15 protein-coding genes are annotated in these 16,413 nt (G+C 71.8%); 6 read left to right on the top strand and 9 right to left on the bottom strand.

Annotated elements, in window-relative coordinates:
- Window positions 1–50: 50 nt before the first annotated feature.
- From OHT51_RS09065 to OHT51_RS09050, 4 genes are all read right to left on the bottom strand, one after another.
- The gene (locus OHT51_RS09065; protein ID WP_328878397.1) at window positions 51–1,418 is read right to left on the bottom strand and encodes a hypothetical protein; all 1,368 of its coding nucleotides are present in this window, start codon (window positions 1,416–1,418) and stop codon (window positions 51–53) included.
- A gap of 122 nt (window positions 1,419–1,540) precedes the next feature.
- A complete protein-coding gene (locus OHT51_RS09060; protein WP_328878396.1) occupies window positions 1,541–2,143 on the bottom strand; it encodes a TetR-like C-terminal domain-containing protein in 603 nt (200 codons plus the stop codon).
- Window positions 2,144–2,201: 58 nt separating this feature from the next.
- On the bottom strand, window positions 2,202–2,885 hold the full coding sequence (locus OHT51_RS09055) for a response regulator transcription factor (RefSeq protein ID WP_328878395.1): 684 nt from the start codon (window positions 2,883–2,885) through the stop codon (window positions 2,202–2,204).
- Window positions 2,882–3,751, bottom strand: coding sequence for a sensor histidine kinase (locus OHT51_RS09050; protein ID WP_328878394.1), 870 nt, complete (start codon window positions 3,749–3,751; stop codon window positions 2,882–2,884). Before OHT51_RS09050 ends, OHT51_RS09055 begins: the two co-directional genes overlap by 4 nt.
- Before the next feature lie 139 nt (window positions 3,752–3,890).
- On the opposite strand from OHT51_RS09050, the gene OHT51_RS09045 reads away from it, so the two are divergent.
- Both OHT51_RS09045 and OHT51_RS09040 read left to right on the top strand, forming a co-directional pair.
- The gene (locus tag OHT51_RS09045) at window positions 3,891–4,598 is read left to right on the top strand and encodes an ABC transporter ATP-binding protein (protein WP_328878393.1); all 708 of its coding nucleotides are present in this window, start codon (window positions 3,891–3,893) and stop codon (window positions 4,596–4,598) included.
- Window positions 4,595–6,910 (top strand): ABC transporter permease, encoded by a 2,316-nt coding sequence (locus tag OHT51_RS09040; protein ID WP_328878392.1) that lies wholly within the window; start codon window positions 4,595–4,597, stop codon window positions 6,908–6,910. Before OHT51_RS09045 ends, OHT51_RS09040 begins: the two co-directional genes overlap by 4 nt.
- Before the next feature lie 46 nt (window positions 6,911–6,956).
- Here OHT51_RS09040 and OHT51_RS09035 read toward each other — a convergent pair whose 3' ends face one another.
- Window positions 6,957–7,550 carry a GNAT family N-acetyltransferase gene (locus OHT51_RS09035; RefSeq protein WP_328878391.1) on the bottom strand — a complete coding sequence of 198 codons (594 nt, stop codon included), beginning with the start codon at window positions 7,548–7,550 and terminating at the stop codon, window positions 6,957–6,959.
- 85 nt (window positions 7,551–7,635) lie between these two features.
- On the bottom strand, window positions 7,636–8,955 hold the full coding sequence (locus OHT51_RS09030) for a jacalin-like lectin (RefSeq protein WP_328878390.1): 1,320 nt from the start codon (window positions 8,953–8,955) through the stop codon (window positions 7,636–7,638).
- A 233-nt stretch (window positions 8,956–9,188) separates the two neighbouring features.
- Between OHT51_RS09030 and OHT51_RS09025 the strand changes: the two genes are divergently transcribed.
- From OHT51_RS09025 to OHT51_RS09010, 4 genes are all read left to right on the top strand, one after another.
- Entirely contained in the window at window positions 9,189–10,919 is a 1,731-nt protein-coding gene (locus OHT51_RS09025; RefSeq protein ID WP_328878389.1) for a PHP domain-containing protein, read from the top strand.
- A complete protein-coding gene (locus OHT51_RS09020) occupies window positions 10,916–11,428 on the top strand; it encodes a hypothetical protein (RefSeq protein WP_328878388.1) in 513 nt (170 codons plus the stop codon). The genes OHT51_RS09025 and OHT51_RS09020 overlap by 4 nt, the downstream gene beginning before the upstream one ends.
- Window positions 11,429–11,719: 291 nt before the next feature.
- Window positions 11,720–13,108, top strand: coding sequence for a hypothetical protein (locus OHT51_RS09015; protein ID WP_328878387.1), 1,389 nt, complete (start codon window positions 11,720–11,722; stop codon window positions 13,106–13,108).
- Window positions 13,045–13,740, top strand: a complete 696-nt coding sequence (locus OHT51_RS09010; RefSeq protein ID WP_328884279.1) for a hypothetical protein — start codon at window positions 13,045–13,047, stop codon at window positions 13,738–13,740. Before OHT51_RS09015 ends, OHT51_RS09010 begins: the two co-directional genes overlap by 64 nt.
- 45 nt (window positions 13,741–13,785) lie before the next feature.
- Here OHT51_RS09010 and OHT51_RS09005 read toward each other — a convergent pair whose 3' ends face one another.
- From OHT51_RS09005 to OHT51_RS08995, 3 genes are read right to left on the bottom strand one after another with little or no spacing between them, the layout of a single operon-like run.
- On the bottom strand, window positions 13,786–14,595 hold the full coding sequence (locus OHT51_RS09005) for an ABC transporter permease (RefSeq protein ID WP_328878386.1): 810 nt from the start codon (window positions 14,593–14,595) through the stop codon (window positions 13,786–13,788).
- Window position 14,596: 1 nt separating this feature from the next.
- Window positions 14,597–15,403: an ABC-2 family transporter protein gene (locus tag OHT51_RS09000; RefSeq protein ID WP_328878385.1), complete on the bottom strand. Its 807-nt coding sequence runs from the start codon at window positions 15,401–15,403 to the stop codon at window positions 14,597–14,599.
- 1 nt (window position 15,404) lies between these two features.
- Complete coding sequence (locus tag OHT51_RS08995) at window positions 15,405–16,412, bottom strand: ABC transporter ATP-binding protein (protein WP_328878384.1); 1,008 nt, start codon at window positions 16,410–16,412, stop codon at window positions 15,405–15,407.
- Window position 16,413 lies beyond the last annotated feature (1 nt).

Genomic DNA, 16,413 nt, shown 5'->3' with positions numbered 1-16,413 from the left:
ACTCATCCTCCAACGCCCGCTCGCTCCAACCGCGCTCGGCACATCCGGGTTCAGCCATCCGGCTGGTACATCCATACGGCATGCGCGCGCAGCGCCGAAAGGCCTTGATAGGTCATCCACATGGGCCGCCGCAGCTCGGTGCTGTCGCCCCGGCCCCAGGACCAGATGCCGTCCGTCTGCCCGGCCCACACCGCGGCGACGGCCCCGTCCAGCCGTACCCGCCACTCGTCCTCCAGCCCATCGGCGCGGGCGATCTCCAGGGCGCCCGGCGAGAGCAGGGCGCGAACCAGCCAGGAGGCGGTGAAGTGCCGTACGTTCAGCACCTCGTGGCGGGACGGGTCGTCGGTGCGCGGCCGGCGTACCTCCTCGTGCAGGTTCTCCAGGTCCGGGCAGGTGTCGTGCGGTGCGTCCGGGCAGGACAGCAGCCAGCGGACACCGTCCTCGCGTGCGGTCCGGGCCCGGGCGGCCCGCGCGTCCGTGTCCTCGCCCAGGACCCGGGCGGCCCGGTCGAGGGCGACGACGGCCTGCGCGGTGTGCAGCGGGGACGGCCTGCCGTACGGCGGCTGCAACCGGTAGCCCCAGCAGCGCAGGTGGTCGCGGCGCGGGTCGCTGATCGCGCCGTCCGCGAGGGTCTCGCGCAGAGCGGGCAGGATCTCGCAGCGCGGAGCGGCGCGCAGCAGCCCGCGCAGCACGGTCGTCACGACATGCGTCGACTCCAGCCCGGCGCGGTCGAGTTGCCGGGTGAAGGCGCCGGTGCACCGGTCCACCTCGGCAGCCAGCCGGTCGGCGGACGTCCCGGCCCGGGCCAGTGCGCCCAGCACCAGCGCGGTGACCTCCGGGCGGGCCTCGGAGCCCTGCGACCGCGCCGACCAGCCGCCGTCCGGGAGCCGCAGCCGCCACAGCGTGTCCACCAGGTCGCCCGTGCTCAGCCCTCCGTCGGGCACGCCCAGGTCGAGCATGATGTGCAGGCCGTACGCGGTACCGACGGGCGTCGGCCGTGAGGGGGTGTCCTCGCCCAGGGAGTGCGGCCAGCCGGTGAGCCGCCCGCGCTCCGGGTCCGCGGCGACCGACACCTGGTCGACGAGGGTGCCGTAGGCGGAGGCGAAGACCTTCGGGAGCGGGCCGGGCGCCCCCGGTGCCATGGCGGCAGGTCCTACGGTGGCGGCCGTGGGTTCGGCGCCGGCAGCCGCTGCCGCCCGGGCCCGCAGCAGTGCCGCCGCCAGCCAGGCCGCGACGAAGGTGGCGAGTCCGCTGACCCCGGAGATCACATACCGCGCGGCCGAACCGTCGAGGGAGGCGGGAAGCACGCTGAAGAGGAACTGGAACACGCCGTACCCGGCGGCCGCCGCCCCGAGGCCGCCGAGCCAGCCGACGAAGCGCGCCGGGGGCGAGGGGGCCGAGGGGTCGTCGTCGGGCACGGGAGGGTCGGTGCGGGGCTGACGGGGCCTCAAGGGGCCGCGTCCGAGCTGCTGTTGGGACAAGACGCACCCTCCCCCGTGGTGGCGGCGTGTGACCTCCGCGAAGCTTCCAGTCTAAGTGGTCAGCGTGGCGCCTGGGGTGGCTGCCCGCCCTGCTCGCTGCGCGGCCAGTTCGCGAGCGCCACGTGCAGGGCGTCGACGGCACGCTCCCAGGACTCCCGTACGTCGCGGGGAGCGCCGAAGGCGCCGGTGGACTCCAGGGCGCAGTAGCCGTGGAAGGTACTGCGCAGCAGGCGGACGGCGTCGGTGAGGTCGGGTTCCTCCAGGCCGTACGCGCGGAGCATCCCGTAGGTGATCTCGGCGGTGCGGCGCAAGGCGGGGGAGTCGGCGACGAGCGCCTGGTCGATGCGGATCTGCGTCGCCGCATAGCGGCCCGGGTGCTCAAGGGCGTACTCCCGGTACGCGTCCGCGAACGCGGCCAGCGCGTCCTTGCCGGCCCGTCCGGCGACGGCGGCGGCGATCCGGTCGATCATCTCGCCGCCCGCCAGCAGGGCGACGCGGGTCCGCAGGTCCTGGAGATTGCGGACGTGCGAGTACAGACTCGCGTCCTTCACCCCGAAGTGCCGGGCCAGCGCGGACAGGCTGACGTTCTCGAACCCGACCTCGTCGGCGAGTTCGGCGGCGGCCGCGGCGAGGCGGTCGGCGGTGAGTCCAGCGCGGGCCATGGGGGACCTCCGGATGTACGAGACTGGCCCAGGCTTCCTAGGGACCCTAGGGGGCATCCTAGTGAGTGCCGGGCCGGACCAGCCCCGTCTCATACGCCAGGACGACGGCCTGGGCGCGGTCCCGCAGGTACAGCTTGGCGAAGATGCGGGCCACGTGGGACTTCACCGTGGCCTCGCTCAGCGTGAGGTAGGCGGCTAGCTCCGTGTTGGACAGGCCTCGGCCCAGGAGCGTCAGGACCTCCAGCTCGCGGGGCGTCAGGGGGGCCAGGTCGGCGTGGACGGCGGGGGCGTGAGCGGTAGGGGTGGAGGCGAAGCGCTCGACCAGCCGACGGGTGATGGTGGGCGCCAGCAGCGCGTCACCCGTGCCGACCAGCCGTACGGCGGCCGCGAGGTGCTCGGGCGTGACGTCCTTGAGAAGGAAGCCGCTCGCGCCGATCGACAGGGCCGTGTAGACGTAGCGGTCCAGGTCGAACGTCGTCAGCATCAGCACCCGGCAGCCCGGCGCCTCTTCGAGGATCCGGCGAGTGGCGTCCAGGCCGTCCATGTTGGGCATGCGGATGTCCATCAGCACGACGTCCGGGCGGAGTTCGCGTGCCAGCGACACCGCCTCCACGCCGTCCGCCGCCTCGCCGACCACCTCGATGCCGCGTACGGTCAGGATCAGCCGGAAGCCGGTCCGGATCAGCGTCTGGTCGTCGACGACGAGAACGCGGGGAGCCGGCTCCGTCACCGGTGTCGTCATGACAGGTCCGGGGAGCGGTCCACGGGACGGTCCAGCGGGATGCGGGCCCGGACGCGGTAGCCGCCGCCGAGGCGCCGGCGGGCGTCCAGATCGCCGCCGTACACCGCGACCCGCTCCCGCAGGCCCAGCAGGCCGCGCCCCGTTCCTCCCTGCAGACGGCTCTGCTTCGGCGAGGCCCCGCCGGTCAGCACGCTCGGCCCGGTGTTCAGCACCTCCACCCGCAGCGCGTGGTCCGCGTACCGCACCGTGACCTCCGCCTTTCCTCCGTCGCCGTGCCTGAGTGCGTTCGTGAGAGCCTCCTGGACGATGCGGTACGCCGTCACGTCGATTCCTTGCGGGAGGGGGCGGGGTTCGCCGGAGATCCGGACCTCGACAGGCAGCCCCGCGAAGGAGACGCGGTCGACGAGCCGGCCGAGCCGGTCCAGGCCGGGCTGAGGCGCGAGGTCGGCGGCGGTCCCGTCGTGCGCGTCGTCCGTGTCGTCGTCCTCGCCGCTCGGCGACGGGGCCAGCAGGCCCAGCAGATGCCGTAGATCCGTCATCGCGCCCCGCCCCGCGTCCTCCACCGCGCGCAGCGCCGCCGCGGCCTCGTCCGGCATGGTGCCCAGCACCTCGCGGGCGGCGCCGGCCTGGACGACCATGAGGCTGACGTTGTGGCTGACGATGTCGTGCAACTCGCGGGCGATACGGTCGCGTTCAGCCATGACCGCCGCGCGGGCCGCGCTCTCCCGCTCCCGCTCCAGCAGCCAGCCGCGCTCTCCGACGGCCTGCAGCCGGCGGCGCCGCGTCCGTAACAGCGCGACGGCCAGCACGAGTACGGCCGCACCCGCAACCGCCGCCGTGACCCAGCCAGGTTCCCAGTCCCCCATGGGGCTCACCCTGACAGATGATCACCGCGAACGCATCGGCCTGGAGATGCAGGTCCTGCATCCGGAGGATGAGGTGCCCGGTGATGTGCCATCCGGGGAGGGATGCCCGGGCGCGGGCCTGCCTCGTAGCGTCGTGTCCATGAGCAGTGAAGGCAGCAGGGGAGAGGCCGTCGTTCGGCTGGACGGCGTGCGCAAGGAGTACGGCGAGACGACCGCCCTGGCCGGCGTCTCGTTGGAGATCCGGGCCGGGGAAGCCGTGGCCGTGATGGGCCCCTCGGGGTGCGGGAAGTCCACGTTCCTCAACATGATCGCCGGACTGGACCGGCCGACGGGCGGCACGGTCGTCGTCCACGGGGAGAACGTGGGGGAGCTGAGCGAGAAGGGACTTGCGCTGTACCGGCGGCGCCGGATCGGCATGATCTTCCAGTTCTTCAACCTGATCGACGACCTGTCGGCCCTCGACAACGTGGCGCTGGCGGCCCAGTTGACCGGCACTCCGGCCCGGCAGGCCCGCCGTCGTGCCCTGGAGCTGTTCGACGAACTCGGCATCGCCGACCGCCGCAACGCCTATCCCGCGGTACTCAGCGGCGGAGAGCGCCAACGCGTCGCGGTCGCACGGGCGTTGGTGAACCGCCCCGCCCTGCTGCTGGCGGACGAGCCGACCGGGGCCCTGGACAGCCGCTCCGGCGAGCAGGTGATGGACCTGCTGCTCGACCTGAACCAGATCGGCCAGACACTGATCCTGGTGACCCATGACGAGCATCTCGCCCGGCGCTGCGCCAGCCGTCTGATCGAGTTCGCCGACGGCTTGGTGACCGGCGGGCACACCCTGGAGCCGTCCGCATGAGGGCCGTGTGGCGCGCCGCCCGCGCGGCGGTAGGGCGGCGCAGACTCCAGACGCTCGTCATCGCGCTGGTGACGCTGACCTCGACGGCGGTCATGGTGGTGGCCCTCGGCCTGGTCGACGCGGCCTCAGCCCCCTTCGACAAGGCCTTCGCCCAGCAGCGCGGCCCGCATGTCGTCGCCGCCTTCGACCCCGCCCAGGTCTCCGGCGCACAGCTGGCGCAGACCGCTCGGCAGCCCGGTGTCGAGGCAGCCGCGGGCCCCTACGCGCAGGCCACGGTCGAACTCCCCGACGGCAGCATGAACTTCGGGCTCGGCAACGAGATCACGGTCGTCGGCCGCGCCGACCCCGACGGCCCCGTGGACCGGCTGGATCTGTGGGCCGGCCGCTGGGCCACCCGGCCCGGCGAGGTCGTCCTGAACCGGCAGTCCGACTGGACCGCGGACGACCTCGGCAAGCGGCTCCCGATGCCCTCGGGCGGCCCGGACCTCACCGTCGTCGGGTTCGCCTTCGACCTGAGCCGCACCGCGGACGCCTGGGTCGCGCCCGAGCAGATCGACGCCCTGCACCCGACGGTCACCCAGATGCTCTTCCGCTTCCCCGACGCCTCCACGGACGACCGGCTGCGCGCCCAGCTCGCCACGGTGACCGAAGAGCTCCCGGCGGACGCGCTCGCCGCCTCCCGGTCGTATCTCAGCCTCAAGCACCAGGTGAGCGGCTCGGCCCGGGCCTTCACGCCCTATCTGATGGCTTTCGGGATCCTGGGCATCGCAGTCGCGGTCCTCATCGTCGCCAACGTCGTCAGCGGTGCCGTGATCTCCGGCTTCCGGCACATCGGCGTGCTCAAGGCCCTGGGGTTCACCCCGGGTCAGGTCGTCGCCGTGTACCTCACCATGATCTCCGTACCCGCGGTGCTCGGCTGCGCGGTCGGCACGGCGGTCGGCAACCTCCTGGCACGCCCCTTCTTCGGGTTCGTGTTCACGGGCCCGGACGCCGGGGTGTTCCACGACACCGTCACGGTCGCGCCCTGGATCAACGCCCTCACCCTGCTCGGCATGCCCGCCGTCTGCGTCCTCGCCGCGCTCGGCCCCGCGCTGCGCGCCCACCGGATGTCGGCGGCGCGGGCCATCAGCGCGGGCAGCGCCCCACGTGCCGGCCGTGCGCTGGGGATCCAGCGCCGGCTGGCCGGCAGCGGGCTGCCGCGCTCGGTGAGCCTGGGGATGGGCCTGCCGTTCGCCCGGCCCGGCCGCAGCGCCCTGACGCTCGCCGCCGTGGTCCTCGGCGTGACCACCGTGACCTTCGCGACCGGCCTGGCCACGACGATGACCCGGTTCGGCGAGGCCGGACGCGACGCGTTCCAGGTCACCGTGTACGCCTCCAACTTCGACAACGGCAAGGAGCTCCAGCCGGAGCACACCGACCGCGAACTCCACTCACTCCTCGGGGAGTTGGCGGGGGCCACCGAGGTCACCGCCCGTGCGTCCGTCGACGTACGCCTCGTGGGGTCCGCGCATCCGGTGATCCTCGAAGGGCGCCGTGGCGACCGGACTCAGCTGGACAGCGTGCTCACGGCGGGCCGATGGACACGGAGTGCCGGCGAGGTCGTGGCCGGCTCGGCCTTCCTGCGCCAGAACGGCGTACGGGTCGGCGACCGGGTCAGCCTGGAGAAGGGCGGCCGGACCGAGAAGGTGCTGGTCGTCGGGGAGTTCATGCAGAGCAACGCCCGGGTCGTGGTCAGCGGCTGGACGACGCTGACGGCACTTGCCCCGGACGAGCGGCCCATCGCCTACCACGTCGGCCTCCGCGACGGCACCGACCCGAACGCATACGCCCGCGCTGCCCGAGCCGCAGACTCCGGGATCACCCCCGACGTGAGGGGCGCCAACTCCATCACGCAGACCGTCATCGGCTCGGCCGCCGCCCTCACCGTGATGCTCACCGTCGTCGCGTCCCTCGGCGTCTTCAACACCGTCGTCCTCAACACCCGTGACCGCAGGCGGGACCTGGGCATGCTGAAGTCGATCGGCATGACCCCGCGGCAGGTCACGGTGATGACGGTGACGTCGATGGCGGTCCTCGGCGCGCTCGGCTCCCTGCTCGGTATCCCGTTGGGCGTGGCGGGCTACCAGATGGTGATCCCCCGGATGGTGGACGCCGTCGACATCACCCTGCCCGCGTACATGACGGACGTCTGGCGGGCGCCGGCCCTGGCCGGACTGGCTCTCGCGGGTGTGGTGATCGCGGTGCTGGGGGCGTTCGTCCCGGCGCGGAGGGCGGGGCGGCTGACGATCGCGGAGGTGCTGCGGAGCGAGTGAGGTCAGCCGGGCGGGCCCTCGGACCCATGGCCACGCGCAGGCGCTCTCATGACTCGTCAGGCACCCGGCGGGACATGAAGAGCGCCTGTTCACCGGCCGATTCCGTGCCGTCGTAGAGCGAGATGTCCAGCCCGCAGAAGGTGAAGCCCATGCGGAGGTAGGCACGAATCGCGGGAGCGTTGATGTTGCTGACCTCGAGCCAGACATGCCCCGCCCCGCACTCCCGCGCGAAGTCGAAGGCGTGGTTCATCAGGGTCCGCCCGATCCCCTTGCCCCGCCACGCCGGGGCGACCTCGATGTCGCGGACGGTCAGGCGGGCGTTCCATGGGGAGAAAGAGGTCGCCACCACGCCGCACAGCCGGCCCCCGTCGAAGGCGACCACCGTCCGGTTCAGCTCCGGAGGGCCGTCGTCGTCCTCGCTGTCGTCCTCGGCGGGGAAGACCTTGTGGAGGGGAGGCTGCACGGGAACCTGGCGGATGCTGAAGCCGTCGCCGGTCGCGGCCACCTCGAACACGGAGTCCGTGGTGAAGGAACCGTCGAGTTCCGCAAGGGCCGTCCCGTCCTCGGGCCGCGCCGGGCGGTAGAGGATGGTCCCCGCCACGCCGAGTACCGTCGTCGCATCGTCCCCAGTCGTCTCCATGGCACGACCGTACGGCGGAGGTGGACCTCCCGCCCGGACGGGGTGCACAAGACCGTCCGGGCGGAGGTGTCCCTGCGGGCGGGGATCAGCCGATCGGCGCGTACAGCACACCGAGCTTGTCGATCTCGTCCCCCGACCGGCCCGTGAACCCGACGATCTGCCAACCGGACGGCGCCGTGAAGGTCTTGGCTGCCGAGGTCGCCGTACCGGCGGCGAGGGTGCGGCCCTTGTCGGTGGTGAAGGCGGCCGAGAAGATCCGCGTACGGCCGTCCTTCTGGCCCTGCGTCAGCCTTACGGCGGTGAGGTGCTCGCCACCGGCCAGGGTCAGGGACGTCGCCGTGCCGCCCGGACCGCCGTGGGTGAGGGCCGTGCCGCCGTCGTGGGTGAGGGACACCGCGTCCAGGCGGGTGCCGCCGCGCAGGGTGAGGGTGCGCGGGGACACGGACGCCGGCAGGTTGTCCGCGTCGTTGAAGGCGGTGCCGTGCGGGCCGCCGAAGAAGTCGCTCGCCTTCAGGGACGAGGTGACGGTGTAGGAGAAGTCGACCGTGTGCGGGAAGTGGTCGGAGAGATGCTTGCCGTCCGAGCGGAGGAAGTTCGCCCAGTCGTTGTTGTAGCGGGTGGCGTTCAGGCTCAGCAGCTTGCTGCCGCGGTAGATGACCTTGTCGACGACCTCGCAGTCGTTGGCCGGGGCCGCCGCGTCGCACAGCAGGGCGTCGCTGCCCGCCGCCGGCGGTGTCCCGCCCTTGACCAGTTGCACCCAGGCGTCGGTCAGGCCGTTCTCGGCGACCAGCGTGCGGATGTTGTCGCCGGTGCGCGTGTAGCGGGTGTTGGTGTCGCCCATGACGATGACGGCGTTGCCGGACGAGTTCGCCTGGATGAAGTCCGACAGCTGCTCGACGTTGGCGCGGCGGGCGGCGAGGGCGGCGTCGTCGGAGTCGGCGTTGGTGTGCACGTTGTAGAGGTCCACGAACACGCCCTCGGCGAGGCGCACCCGGGCGAGCGTGAAGCCCTTCGGGGTCAGACAGTTCGTGCCGGTGCAGGCGTTCCACTTCACCCGTTCGAAGTCCTCGAAGGACTGATCCGAGAGGGTGTTGAGGCCGTCGCCGATGCCCGCGCCACCGCTGGTCGCCGTGCGGTACGGGTGGGTGTCGTTGGCGTACAGCGAGGCGTGGTAGTTGAAGTCCTCCTGGACGTTGACGATGTCGTACGGGGCAAGACGCTGCCCGATGAGCGGGGTGTTCGTCTCGGGGTCGCTGTCGCCGAGGCCGAGCGGGAGGCCCGCGACGTTGTACGTCAGGACGTTGAAGGTGCCGGAGTCGGCGGCCGTCGCGGGCGTGGCCGCGGTGGTGGCGAGGCCGGTGAGGGCCAGCGCGGCGGCCGTGAGCGTGCCGATGAGTCTTCTCATGGTGGGGGAGTCTCCGGGGTGACGGGGGCTAAGAACCTGAGCGCTGCTCAGGTTCCGTGTCAACCAGGGTGACGTACAAGGGCCGTTGGGGAAACAGTGAAGGACGTGGCGTTCCGCCGCGTCCGGGGCACCCGGCCGCCACCCGCCGCTCGTTCAACGTTCATGTTTCGCCTTGATCCTCCACACACGGCGCAGCAGCGCCGTAGAAGGCGGCGGCATCCAGGAGGCCTTTCATGGGACACGGACACGCGCACGGTCATCACCATCACGGACACGACCATGACCACGACCACTCGCACGGCGCGGCGGCATCCGCCCTGCCCGCCGCCTTCGACACCGCCGTGCCCGACGAGGCCCTGACCCCCGAGCAGCAGTCGCGCCGCACACTGCTGCGCCGGGCGGGGCTGCTGGGCGCCGGGCTGGCCGCAGGCAGCGTCGTCGCCCCGGCCACGGCCGCCGCCACACCCGCCGCCTCCGCGCCCGCCGCCTCGGCCTCGGGGGGCCGTAGAACGAACGGCTTCCTGTGGCTGGCCGGTGACCACCACATCCACACCCAGTACAGCAGCGACGGCAAGTACCGCGTCGTCGACCAGGTCCGCCAGGGCGCCAAGCACGGCATGGACTGGCTGGTCATCACCGACCACGGCAGCACGACCCACGCCAGGATCGGCGTCGAGAAGGTCAACCCGGACATCAGGGCGGCCCGGGCGGCGTACGAGGACACGCTCGTCTTCCAGGGCCTGGAGTGGAACATCCCGGCCGCCGAGCACGGCACCGTCTTCGTGCACCCCAGCAAGAACGAGGTGTCCGTCCTCAAGCAGTTCGAGAACGACTACGACGGCAGTGTGAAGAACGCCGGCGACTCGACGCCGACCAATGAGGCGCTCGCCGTCGCCGGGCTCAACTTCCTTGCCGAGCAGGTGGAACGGCGCAAGGTCAAGGACGCGCTGATGCTCGCCAACCACCCGGCGCGCCGCGGTGTCGACTCCCCGCACGAGATCCGCGGCTGGCGTGACGCGGGCCGGACCCGCCAGATCGCCATCGGCTTCGAGGGCGCCCCGGGCCACCAGGCGGCCGGCCTGCCCGCGCCCCTCGGCATGGCCCGCGCCCGCGGCATCTACGACAACAGCCCCAGCGCCAACTCCTTCGCCGGCTATCCCCTGGAGAGCTACCGCACCTGGGGCGGCTTCGACTGGATGACCGCGACCGTCGGCGGCCTGTGGGACAGCCTCCTCGCCGAGGGCAAGCCGTGGTGGATCACCGCCAACTCCGACTCCCACCAGGTGTACGGCGACACGGCCGCACGCGGGGGCGGCAACTTCGAAGCCAACGGGCGCTACGACGACCCGGTCTACGCCGGCCGGATCGACATCACCCAGGGCGACTACTGGCCCGGCCAGTACAGCCGTACGCACGTCGGCGCCGACGGTTTCTCCTACGCCGCCGTCATGGACGGCATCCGCGCGGGCCGCATCTGGGTCGACCACGGCCAGCTGCTCAGCGGCCTCGACGTCCGCGTGATGGGTGGCCGCCGCTGGGCCACGCTCGGCGGCGCCCTGCACGTCAGGAAGGGCACGAGCGTCACCCTGACGGTCGACGTGGCGATGGCGGGCGGCCCCAACTGGGCGGGCTTCGTCCCCGAGCTGGCCCGCGTGGACGTCATCCAGGGCGAGGTGACCGGCCCGGTCGCGGACAAGGACACCTTCACGGCGCCGACGGCGAAGGTGGTCAAGTCGTACGAGGTGAACAAGTCGTCCGGCGTCGTCAGCCTCACCTACGACCTCGGCAAGGTCGACCGCCCCGTCTACGTCCGTCTGCGCGGCACGGACGGCAACCGCACAGCCGTCGGCGCGATGGGAGCGGCCGTCGACCCGGCCGGCCCGGCCATCGACGTCGTCGGCGACGCCGATCCGTGGCGCGACCTGTGGTTCTACACCAACCCGCTGTGGGTCCTGCCCTCGTGACACCGTACGTTCTGACGGTGGACGCGGGTGTCAGGGACCTCCGCAGCGCCGACCACCTGCTCCACTCCCTGGCGGCCGAACTCGCCCTCCCCGAGGGCACGTTCGGCTGCACCCACCTGGTACGGGGGGAGCGCCCAGGCGTGGCGCTCTCCCTCACCCTCCCGTCCGAGTCGCTCCTGCGTACCGCCCAGGAGCGGCTCGCGGCCGGGGGACACCAGGTGTCGCCAGGGGCACCCGACGCGGTGGGACGGGCGGTCCTCTACCCGGGCGTCACGGTACTGACCGGCACACTGACGATCGCGGACGTGCTGTCCCGCTCGGCCATCGACCGGGTGACGGTCCTGGGCACACCGGGGCGGCCGGCGCCGGACACCATCCTGATGACGGGCGACCACATGCGCCCGACCTGGCAGGACACCGAACTCGTCCTGACCGCCATGCCGGCCGTGGGCGGGACACTCGTACCGTTCGAGGTCCCGGATCCCACGCCGTGCTGCGCTGACCACTGAGGCGTTGTTCCTAGGGTGCCGCCGCCCGCACAACGCGACCGCGCCGGTCCAGGTCGGCCCGAAGCCGAGCCGTCCACGGACCCGGGCCACCAGCAGGGCGACGCCTCGGACATGAATCGAACGGCAACCCTACGAGGGCCGATACGGCGCTCGGGTCACCGGACCTGACCTGCCAACCTCCGCTTCATATCGTCGGAACGGTCACCCCGCAGGTGGAACTCTGGGGCCCAGTAAGCCGATTCACTGGCCAGCCGCCCCAGGGCGCCGTCTCCACAACCGGACTCTGGCGCCATGCCCATCATCGATTCCCTACGGGGATCCTCACGTGCCCTGGCCGCCCTGGTCATGGCGCTGGCGTTCGTCGTCGCCGTACCGCACGACGCGTTCGCCGCACCCGGTGACCTGGACACCACGTTCGGCACCGGGGGTCGGGTCAGCATCCCCACCACCAACTCCGCCGAGGGCGAGGGCGAGGACGTGGCCCTCCAGCCCGACGGAAAGATCGTCTCGGTCGGAGGGGAGCAGGACTCCGAGTACCTCGACGACGAGTTCGCCCTGACGCGGCACAACGCGGACGGCAGCGTCGACACGACCTTCGGCGGCGGCGACGGCGAGGTGCTGACCGATTTCGAGAACGGCAACGACGTGGCCCAGCGGGTGGCGGTGCAGCCCGACGGGAAGATCGTCGTGGCGGGCCGCCACCAGGAGACCGACGACGAGTTCGCGGGCTGCTGCTGGTTCACGGTGGCCCGCTACAACTCCGACGGCAGCGTCGACACGTCGTTCGGCGGTGGTGACGGCTGGGTCAGCCCCGGTCTGGCCGGCGGGGCGGAGGAAGCCGTCGGACTCGCGTTGCAGCCCGACGGGAAGATCGTCGCCGGAGCCTTCGCCGGCGGTTGGTTCGCGGTCCTGCGCTACCTGCCGGACGGGAGCCCGGACGGCACCTTCGGCGGCGGTGACGGCCTGACCATGACCGCGTTCTCCGACACGGGCGGCGGCGGTGCGACCGCGCAGGACCTCGCCCTCCAGCCCAACGGAAAGATCGTCATGGCCGGCTCCGCGGGCGAGAGCTTCTTCGACTTCGCCGTGGCGCGCTACAACTCCGACGGCAGCCCGGACACCACCTTCAGCGGCGACGGCAAGGTCACCACGGACCTCGGCGGATACAACTGGGCCGAGAGTGTGGCCGTGCAGTCGACCGGAAGGATCATCGTCGGCGGGCAGAGCGCGGACCGCTTCGCCCTCGTGCGCTACAACGTCGACGGCAGCCGCGACACCACCTTCGGCACCGGCGGAGTCGCGACCACGGACTTCGGCGGCACGGCCCGCGTGACTGACCTGGTGGTCCAGCCCGACGACCGGGTCGTCGCGGCCGGCAGCGGGTCACCCGGCGACTTCCTGCTCGCCCGCTTCAACGCCGACGGCACTCTCGACACCGGCTTCGGCACGGGCGGCCGCTCCACGACCGACTTCGGCTCCAGCGAGGGGGCGAAGGCCCTTGCCCTCCAGTCCGACGGCAAGGTCATCGCCTTCGGCAACGACATCAACGGCCGACGCCTCATGGCCCGTTACCTCGGCGGCGTCGGTACCCCGCCCCGCCGCCCGCAGGAGTCGACCTGTCGGTCACCAAGACCGGCACCGGCACGGTCGGCATCGGCGACCGTGCCACCTTCACCGTGACGGTCGCCAACAACAGCACCACCACCTCGGCGACCGGCGTCACCCTCACCGAAACGGTCACCGGACCCGCCGCCACCGTCATCTCGGCCACCCCGGGCCAGGGAACCTGTACCACCTCGGCCGGAGGCGCGACCTGCGCCCTCGGCACCCTCGCCGCCGGCGCCCGCACCACCGTGACGGTCGTCGTCGAACCCCGGGCCACGGGAGTTCTCACCGACCGGGCCACCGTGAGCGCGGCCCAGTCCGACCCGGACACCGCCAACAACACGGCCACGGCCCCCACCACGGTCAACAACTCCCGCGGCTGCACCCGCATCGGCACCAGCGGCAACGACACCATGACCGGCACCAGCGGAACCGACGTCATGTGCGGCCTCGGCGGCGACGACACGATCAATGCCGGCAGCGGCACCGACACGGTGTACGGCAACTTCGGCAACGACCGCGCCGACGGCGGCCTGAACAACGACACTCTCTCCGGCGGCCCGGGCAACGACACCCTGCTCGGCAACTCCGGCAACGACCGCCTCGACACCGTCGACAACGTCCCCGCCAACGACACCGCCAACGGCGGCCTGGGCGTGGACATCTGCACGACGGACACCGGGGACGCGCGCATCAGCTGCCCGTAGGCACCCCGGTCCGGCCGGCACCCCTGGGGCTGCCGGCCGGCTCCGTTATCCGTTCACCCCCGTGTAGTGCCCCAGCGCCCACCGCCACAGCCCCCGTGCCCCCAGATACGCCACCAGCCCCAGCAGCGGCGACGACGCGGCCAGCCAGTACGGGACGGCTGTGTCGTGGCCCGTGAGGACCGCCGCCGGGAAGTACGCGACGAACGCCAGCGGGAGGGCGAAGGTGAGGAAGCCGCCGACTGCCTTGGGGAGGACGTTCAGGGGGTAGCTGCCGAAGGTGCCGAGGAGTTCCTCCAGCCAGCGGCCCCAGTAGTCGGCGGCGGGATAGCGCAGGCACGCGGAGGCCACGACCGTGAACAGGGCCGCCTCCAGGAGCATGCCGCCGATGACCGCGGCGACCAGGTAGGAGACCCGGCCCGGCGTCCAGTCCAGGTCGCTGCGGCCGAGCGCGCCCACCATCAGGCCCGCCGCGACCGTGAGATCGCCGATCGCGTTGGTCGGGAAGTAGTCGAGCTGGACCTGGCGGTGCACCGGCATCGGGCGCAGCAGGTAGATGTCGATCCGTCCCTCCTGGACCTGCCGGCCGATGAAGTGCACACGGCCCAGGAGCAGGACGAACAGACCGTGCGCGAGCATCCGGATCGCCGGGATCAGCAGGACGTCGGAACTGTCCCAGCCGCCCATCCCCGTGAACCGGGCCAGCAGCACCGTCGCGAACACGATCACCGACATCTGCCAGATCGCGCCGATCGCGATGTTCAGCAGGAACTCGGTGCGGTACTCCATCGCGGCCCGGATGTTGAGCAGCGAGATGCGCCACACGAGGCGCACGGACCTCACGGCCTTCGACGCCATCTCAGCCTCCCTGCGAGATCACGCGCCGGGCGGCCCGCCGCCACACCCACCGGGTGACCAGCGCCAGTGCCACGACCCAGCCGGCCTGAATCGCCAACTGGACCCCCACGTCCGACAGTCCGATCCGGCCGACGTAGATCGACAGCGGCACGCTCAGCGTCGCCTGGAAGGGAAGGAAGCCGCTCAGCGTGATGAACCAGTCCGGGAAGAACCACAGCGGCGCGTACACCCCCGACAGCAGGTTCTGCGCGAAGATCAGGATCAGCATCGCGGAGTTGTTGCGGATGGTGAAGAAGCAGAGCTGGTCGAGGAGGAGCATGACGTAGTACAGGACCCACTGGCCCAGCAGCATGCTCAGCATGAACGCCCCCGCCGTCGTTGCCGACTCCGGCGGCTCCACGACCCCGGCCGCCAGGCACAGCGCGTATCCGCCCAGCGCCCACGCCAGCCCGTACAACTGCTCGCCGAGGGCCCGCAGGGCGTAGTACCGCTGGGGCGGCAGCGGGCGCAGATACCAGTACACGATCGTGCCGAAGTGCATGTGCTGCAGGACGGTGTCCCGGCCCGCGTACTGGTCCAACTCCCGCAGCCGTGAGGCGAGTACCGCCAGGACGGCATACGTGACGGCCTGCTCCCGGGTCAGTCCGGCGGTCGTTCCGGTGTGTGCGTACAGGCCGCGCCACAGTGACGCCACCAGGACCACCTGGACGGTCAGCCGGAGCAGGACGGCGGTCATCCTCGGCGGTGTGTGCAGCTCACCGAGCGGCGTGACGCGGGCCGCGCGCCAGCCGTGCAGGACGGAGGCCATCTCAGGCTCCTCCCGCCGCGGGCCCGGCATGCACGTACGCCGCCCGCATCACGTCCTCCAGGTCCGCCTCGTCGAGGGCGAGGTCCGTCACCTCGTACCGCTCGATGACCTGTTTCAGCGCCTGATGCACGGTCGGCGCGTCGGGACCGTCCGGGCCGAAGACCGCCTGCGGGCCCTCGCGGCGCAGCAGTGCGATGCCCGGCAGGGAGCCGACCTCGGCGTGCGGGCCGGCGAGCGTCACCCGGACCTGCCAGGTCGAGCCGAACTTGCGGCGGATCTCGTCGAGGGTCCCGTCCAGGACGAGCCGCCCGTGGTTGATCAGGACGACCCGCTCGGCGAGCCGCTCCACCTCGGTCATGTCATGGGTGGTGAGCAGGACCGTACGGCCGCGCTCCGCCACCTGGTGCCGCAGGAACTCCCGCACCTGCTCCTTCACCACCACGTCCATGCCGATCGTCGGCTCGTCCAGGAAGACGACCGGCGGGTCGTGCAGCAGCGCGGCTGCCAGGTCGGAGCGGACCCGCTGGCCGAGGGAGAGGTGACGGACCCTGGTGTCCCAGAAGGAGGAGAGGTCGAGGAGGTCGTCGAACTCGGCCAGTCTGGCGGCGTGTTCGCTCTTCGGCACCTCGTAGATGTCCCGCAGGATCGCGAACGACTCGCGCACCGGGAGGTCCCACCACAGCTGGGTGCGCTGCCCGAACACCGTGCCGATGTTGCGGGCGTTGCGCTCCCGCTCCTCGTACGGCACCACGCCCGCGACGCGGGCCTCGCCGGCGGTCGGGGTGAGGATGCCGGTGAGCATCTTGATGGTGGTGGACTTCCCGGCGCCGTTCGGTCCGAGCAGGGCGAGGAGCTCGCCGGGAGCGACGTCGAAGGTCACGTCACATACGGCGTGCTTGGCGACCTTCTGCGGGTCGACCAGGGACCGGAGCGCGCCGCCGAAACCGGGGCGGCGGACGGTGGTGTGGAAGGTCCGGGAGAGACCGCGAACCTCGATGCCGGCACTCAAT

The sequence above is a fragment of the Streptomyces sp. NBC_00299 genome (assembly GCF_036173045.1).
GTDB lineage: Bacteria > Actinomycetota > Actinomycetes > Streptomycetales > Streptomycetaceae > Streptomyces > Streptomyces machairae.
This window is presented reverse-complemented; position numbering and strand designations above follow the sequence as displayed.

Excerpts from the sequence above, each read along its gene's own strand:
- OHT51_RS09045 (WP_328878393.1), top strand. The coding sequence starts at position 3,891 with ATGAGCAGTGAAGGCAGCAGGGGAGAGGCCGTCGTTCGGCTGGACGGC.
- OHT51_RS09060 (WP_328878396.1), bottom strand. The coding sequence starts at position 2,143 with ATGGCCCGCGCTGGACTCACCGCCGACCGCCTCGCCGCGGCCGCCGCC.
- OHT51_RS09005 (WP_328878386.1), bottom strand. The coding sequence starts at position 14,595 with ATGGCGTCGAAGGCCGTGAGGTCCGTGCGCCTCGTGTGGCGCATCTCG.
- OHT51_RS09035 (WP_328878391.1), bottom strand. The coding sequence starts at position 7,550 with ATGGAGACGACTGGGGACGATGCGACGACGGTACTCGGCGTGGCGGGG.
- OHT51_RS09030 (WP_328878390.1), bottom strand. The coding sequence starts at position 8,955 with ATGAGAAGACTCATCGGCACGCTCACGGCCGCCGCGCTGGCCCTCACC.
- OHT51_RS09025 (WP_328878389.1), top strand. The coding sequence starts at position 9,189 with ATGGGACACGGACACGCGCACGGTCATCACCATCACGGACACGACCAT.
- OHT51_RS09050 (WP_328878394.1), bottom strand. The coding sequence starts at position 3,751 with ATGGGGGACTGGGAACCTGGCTGGGTCACGGCGGCGGTTGCGGGTGCG.
- OHT51_RS09055 (WP_328878395.1), bottom strand. The coding sequence starts at position 2,885 with ATGACGACACCGGTGACGGAGCCGGCTCCCCGCGTTCTCGTCGTCGAC.
- OHT51_RS09015 (WP_328878387.1), top strand. The coding sequence starts at position 11,720 with ATGCCCATCATCGATTCCCTACGGGGATCCTCACGTGCCCTGGCCGCC.
- OHT51_RS09040 (WP_328878392.1), top strand. The coding sequence starts at position 4,595 with ATGAGGGCCGTGTGGCGCGCCGCCCGCGCGGCGGTAGGGCGGCGCAGA.
- OHT51_RS09000 (WP_328878385.1), bottom strand. The coding sequence starts at position 15,403 with ATGGCCTCCGTCCTGCACGGCTGGCGCGCGGCCCGCGTCACGCCGCTC.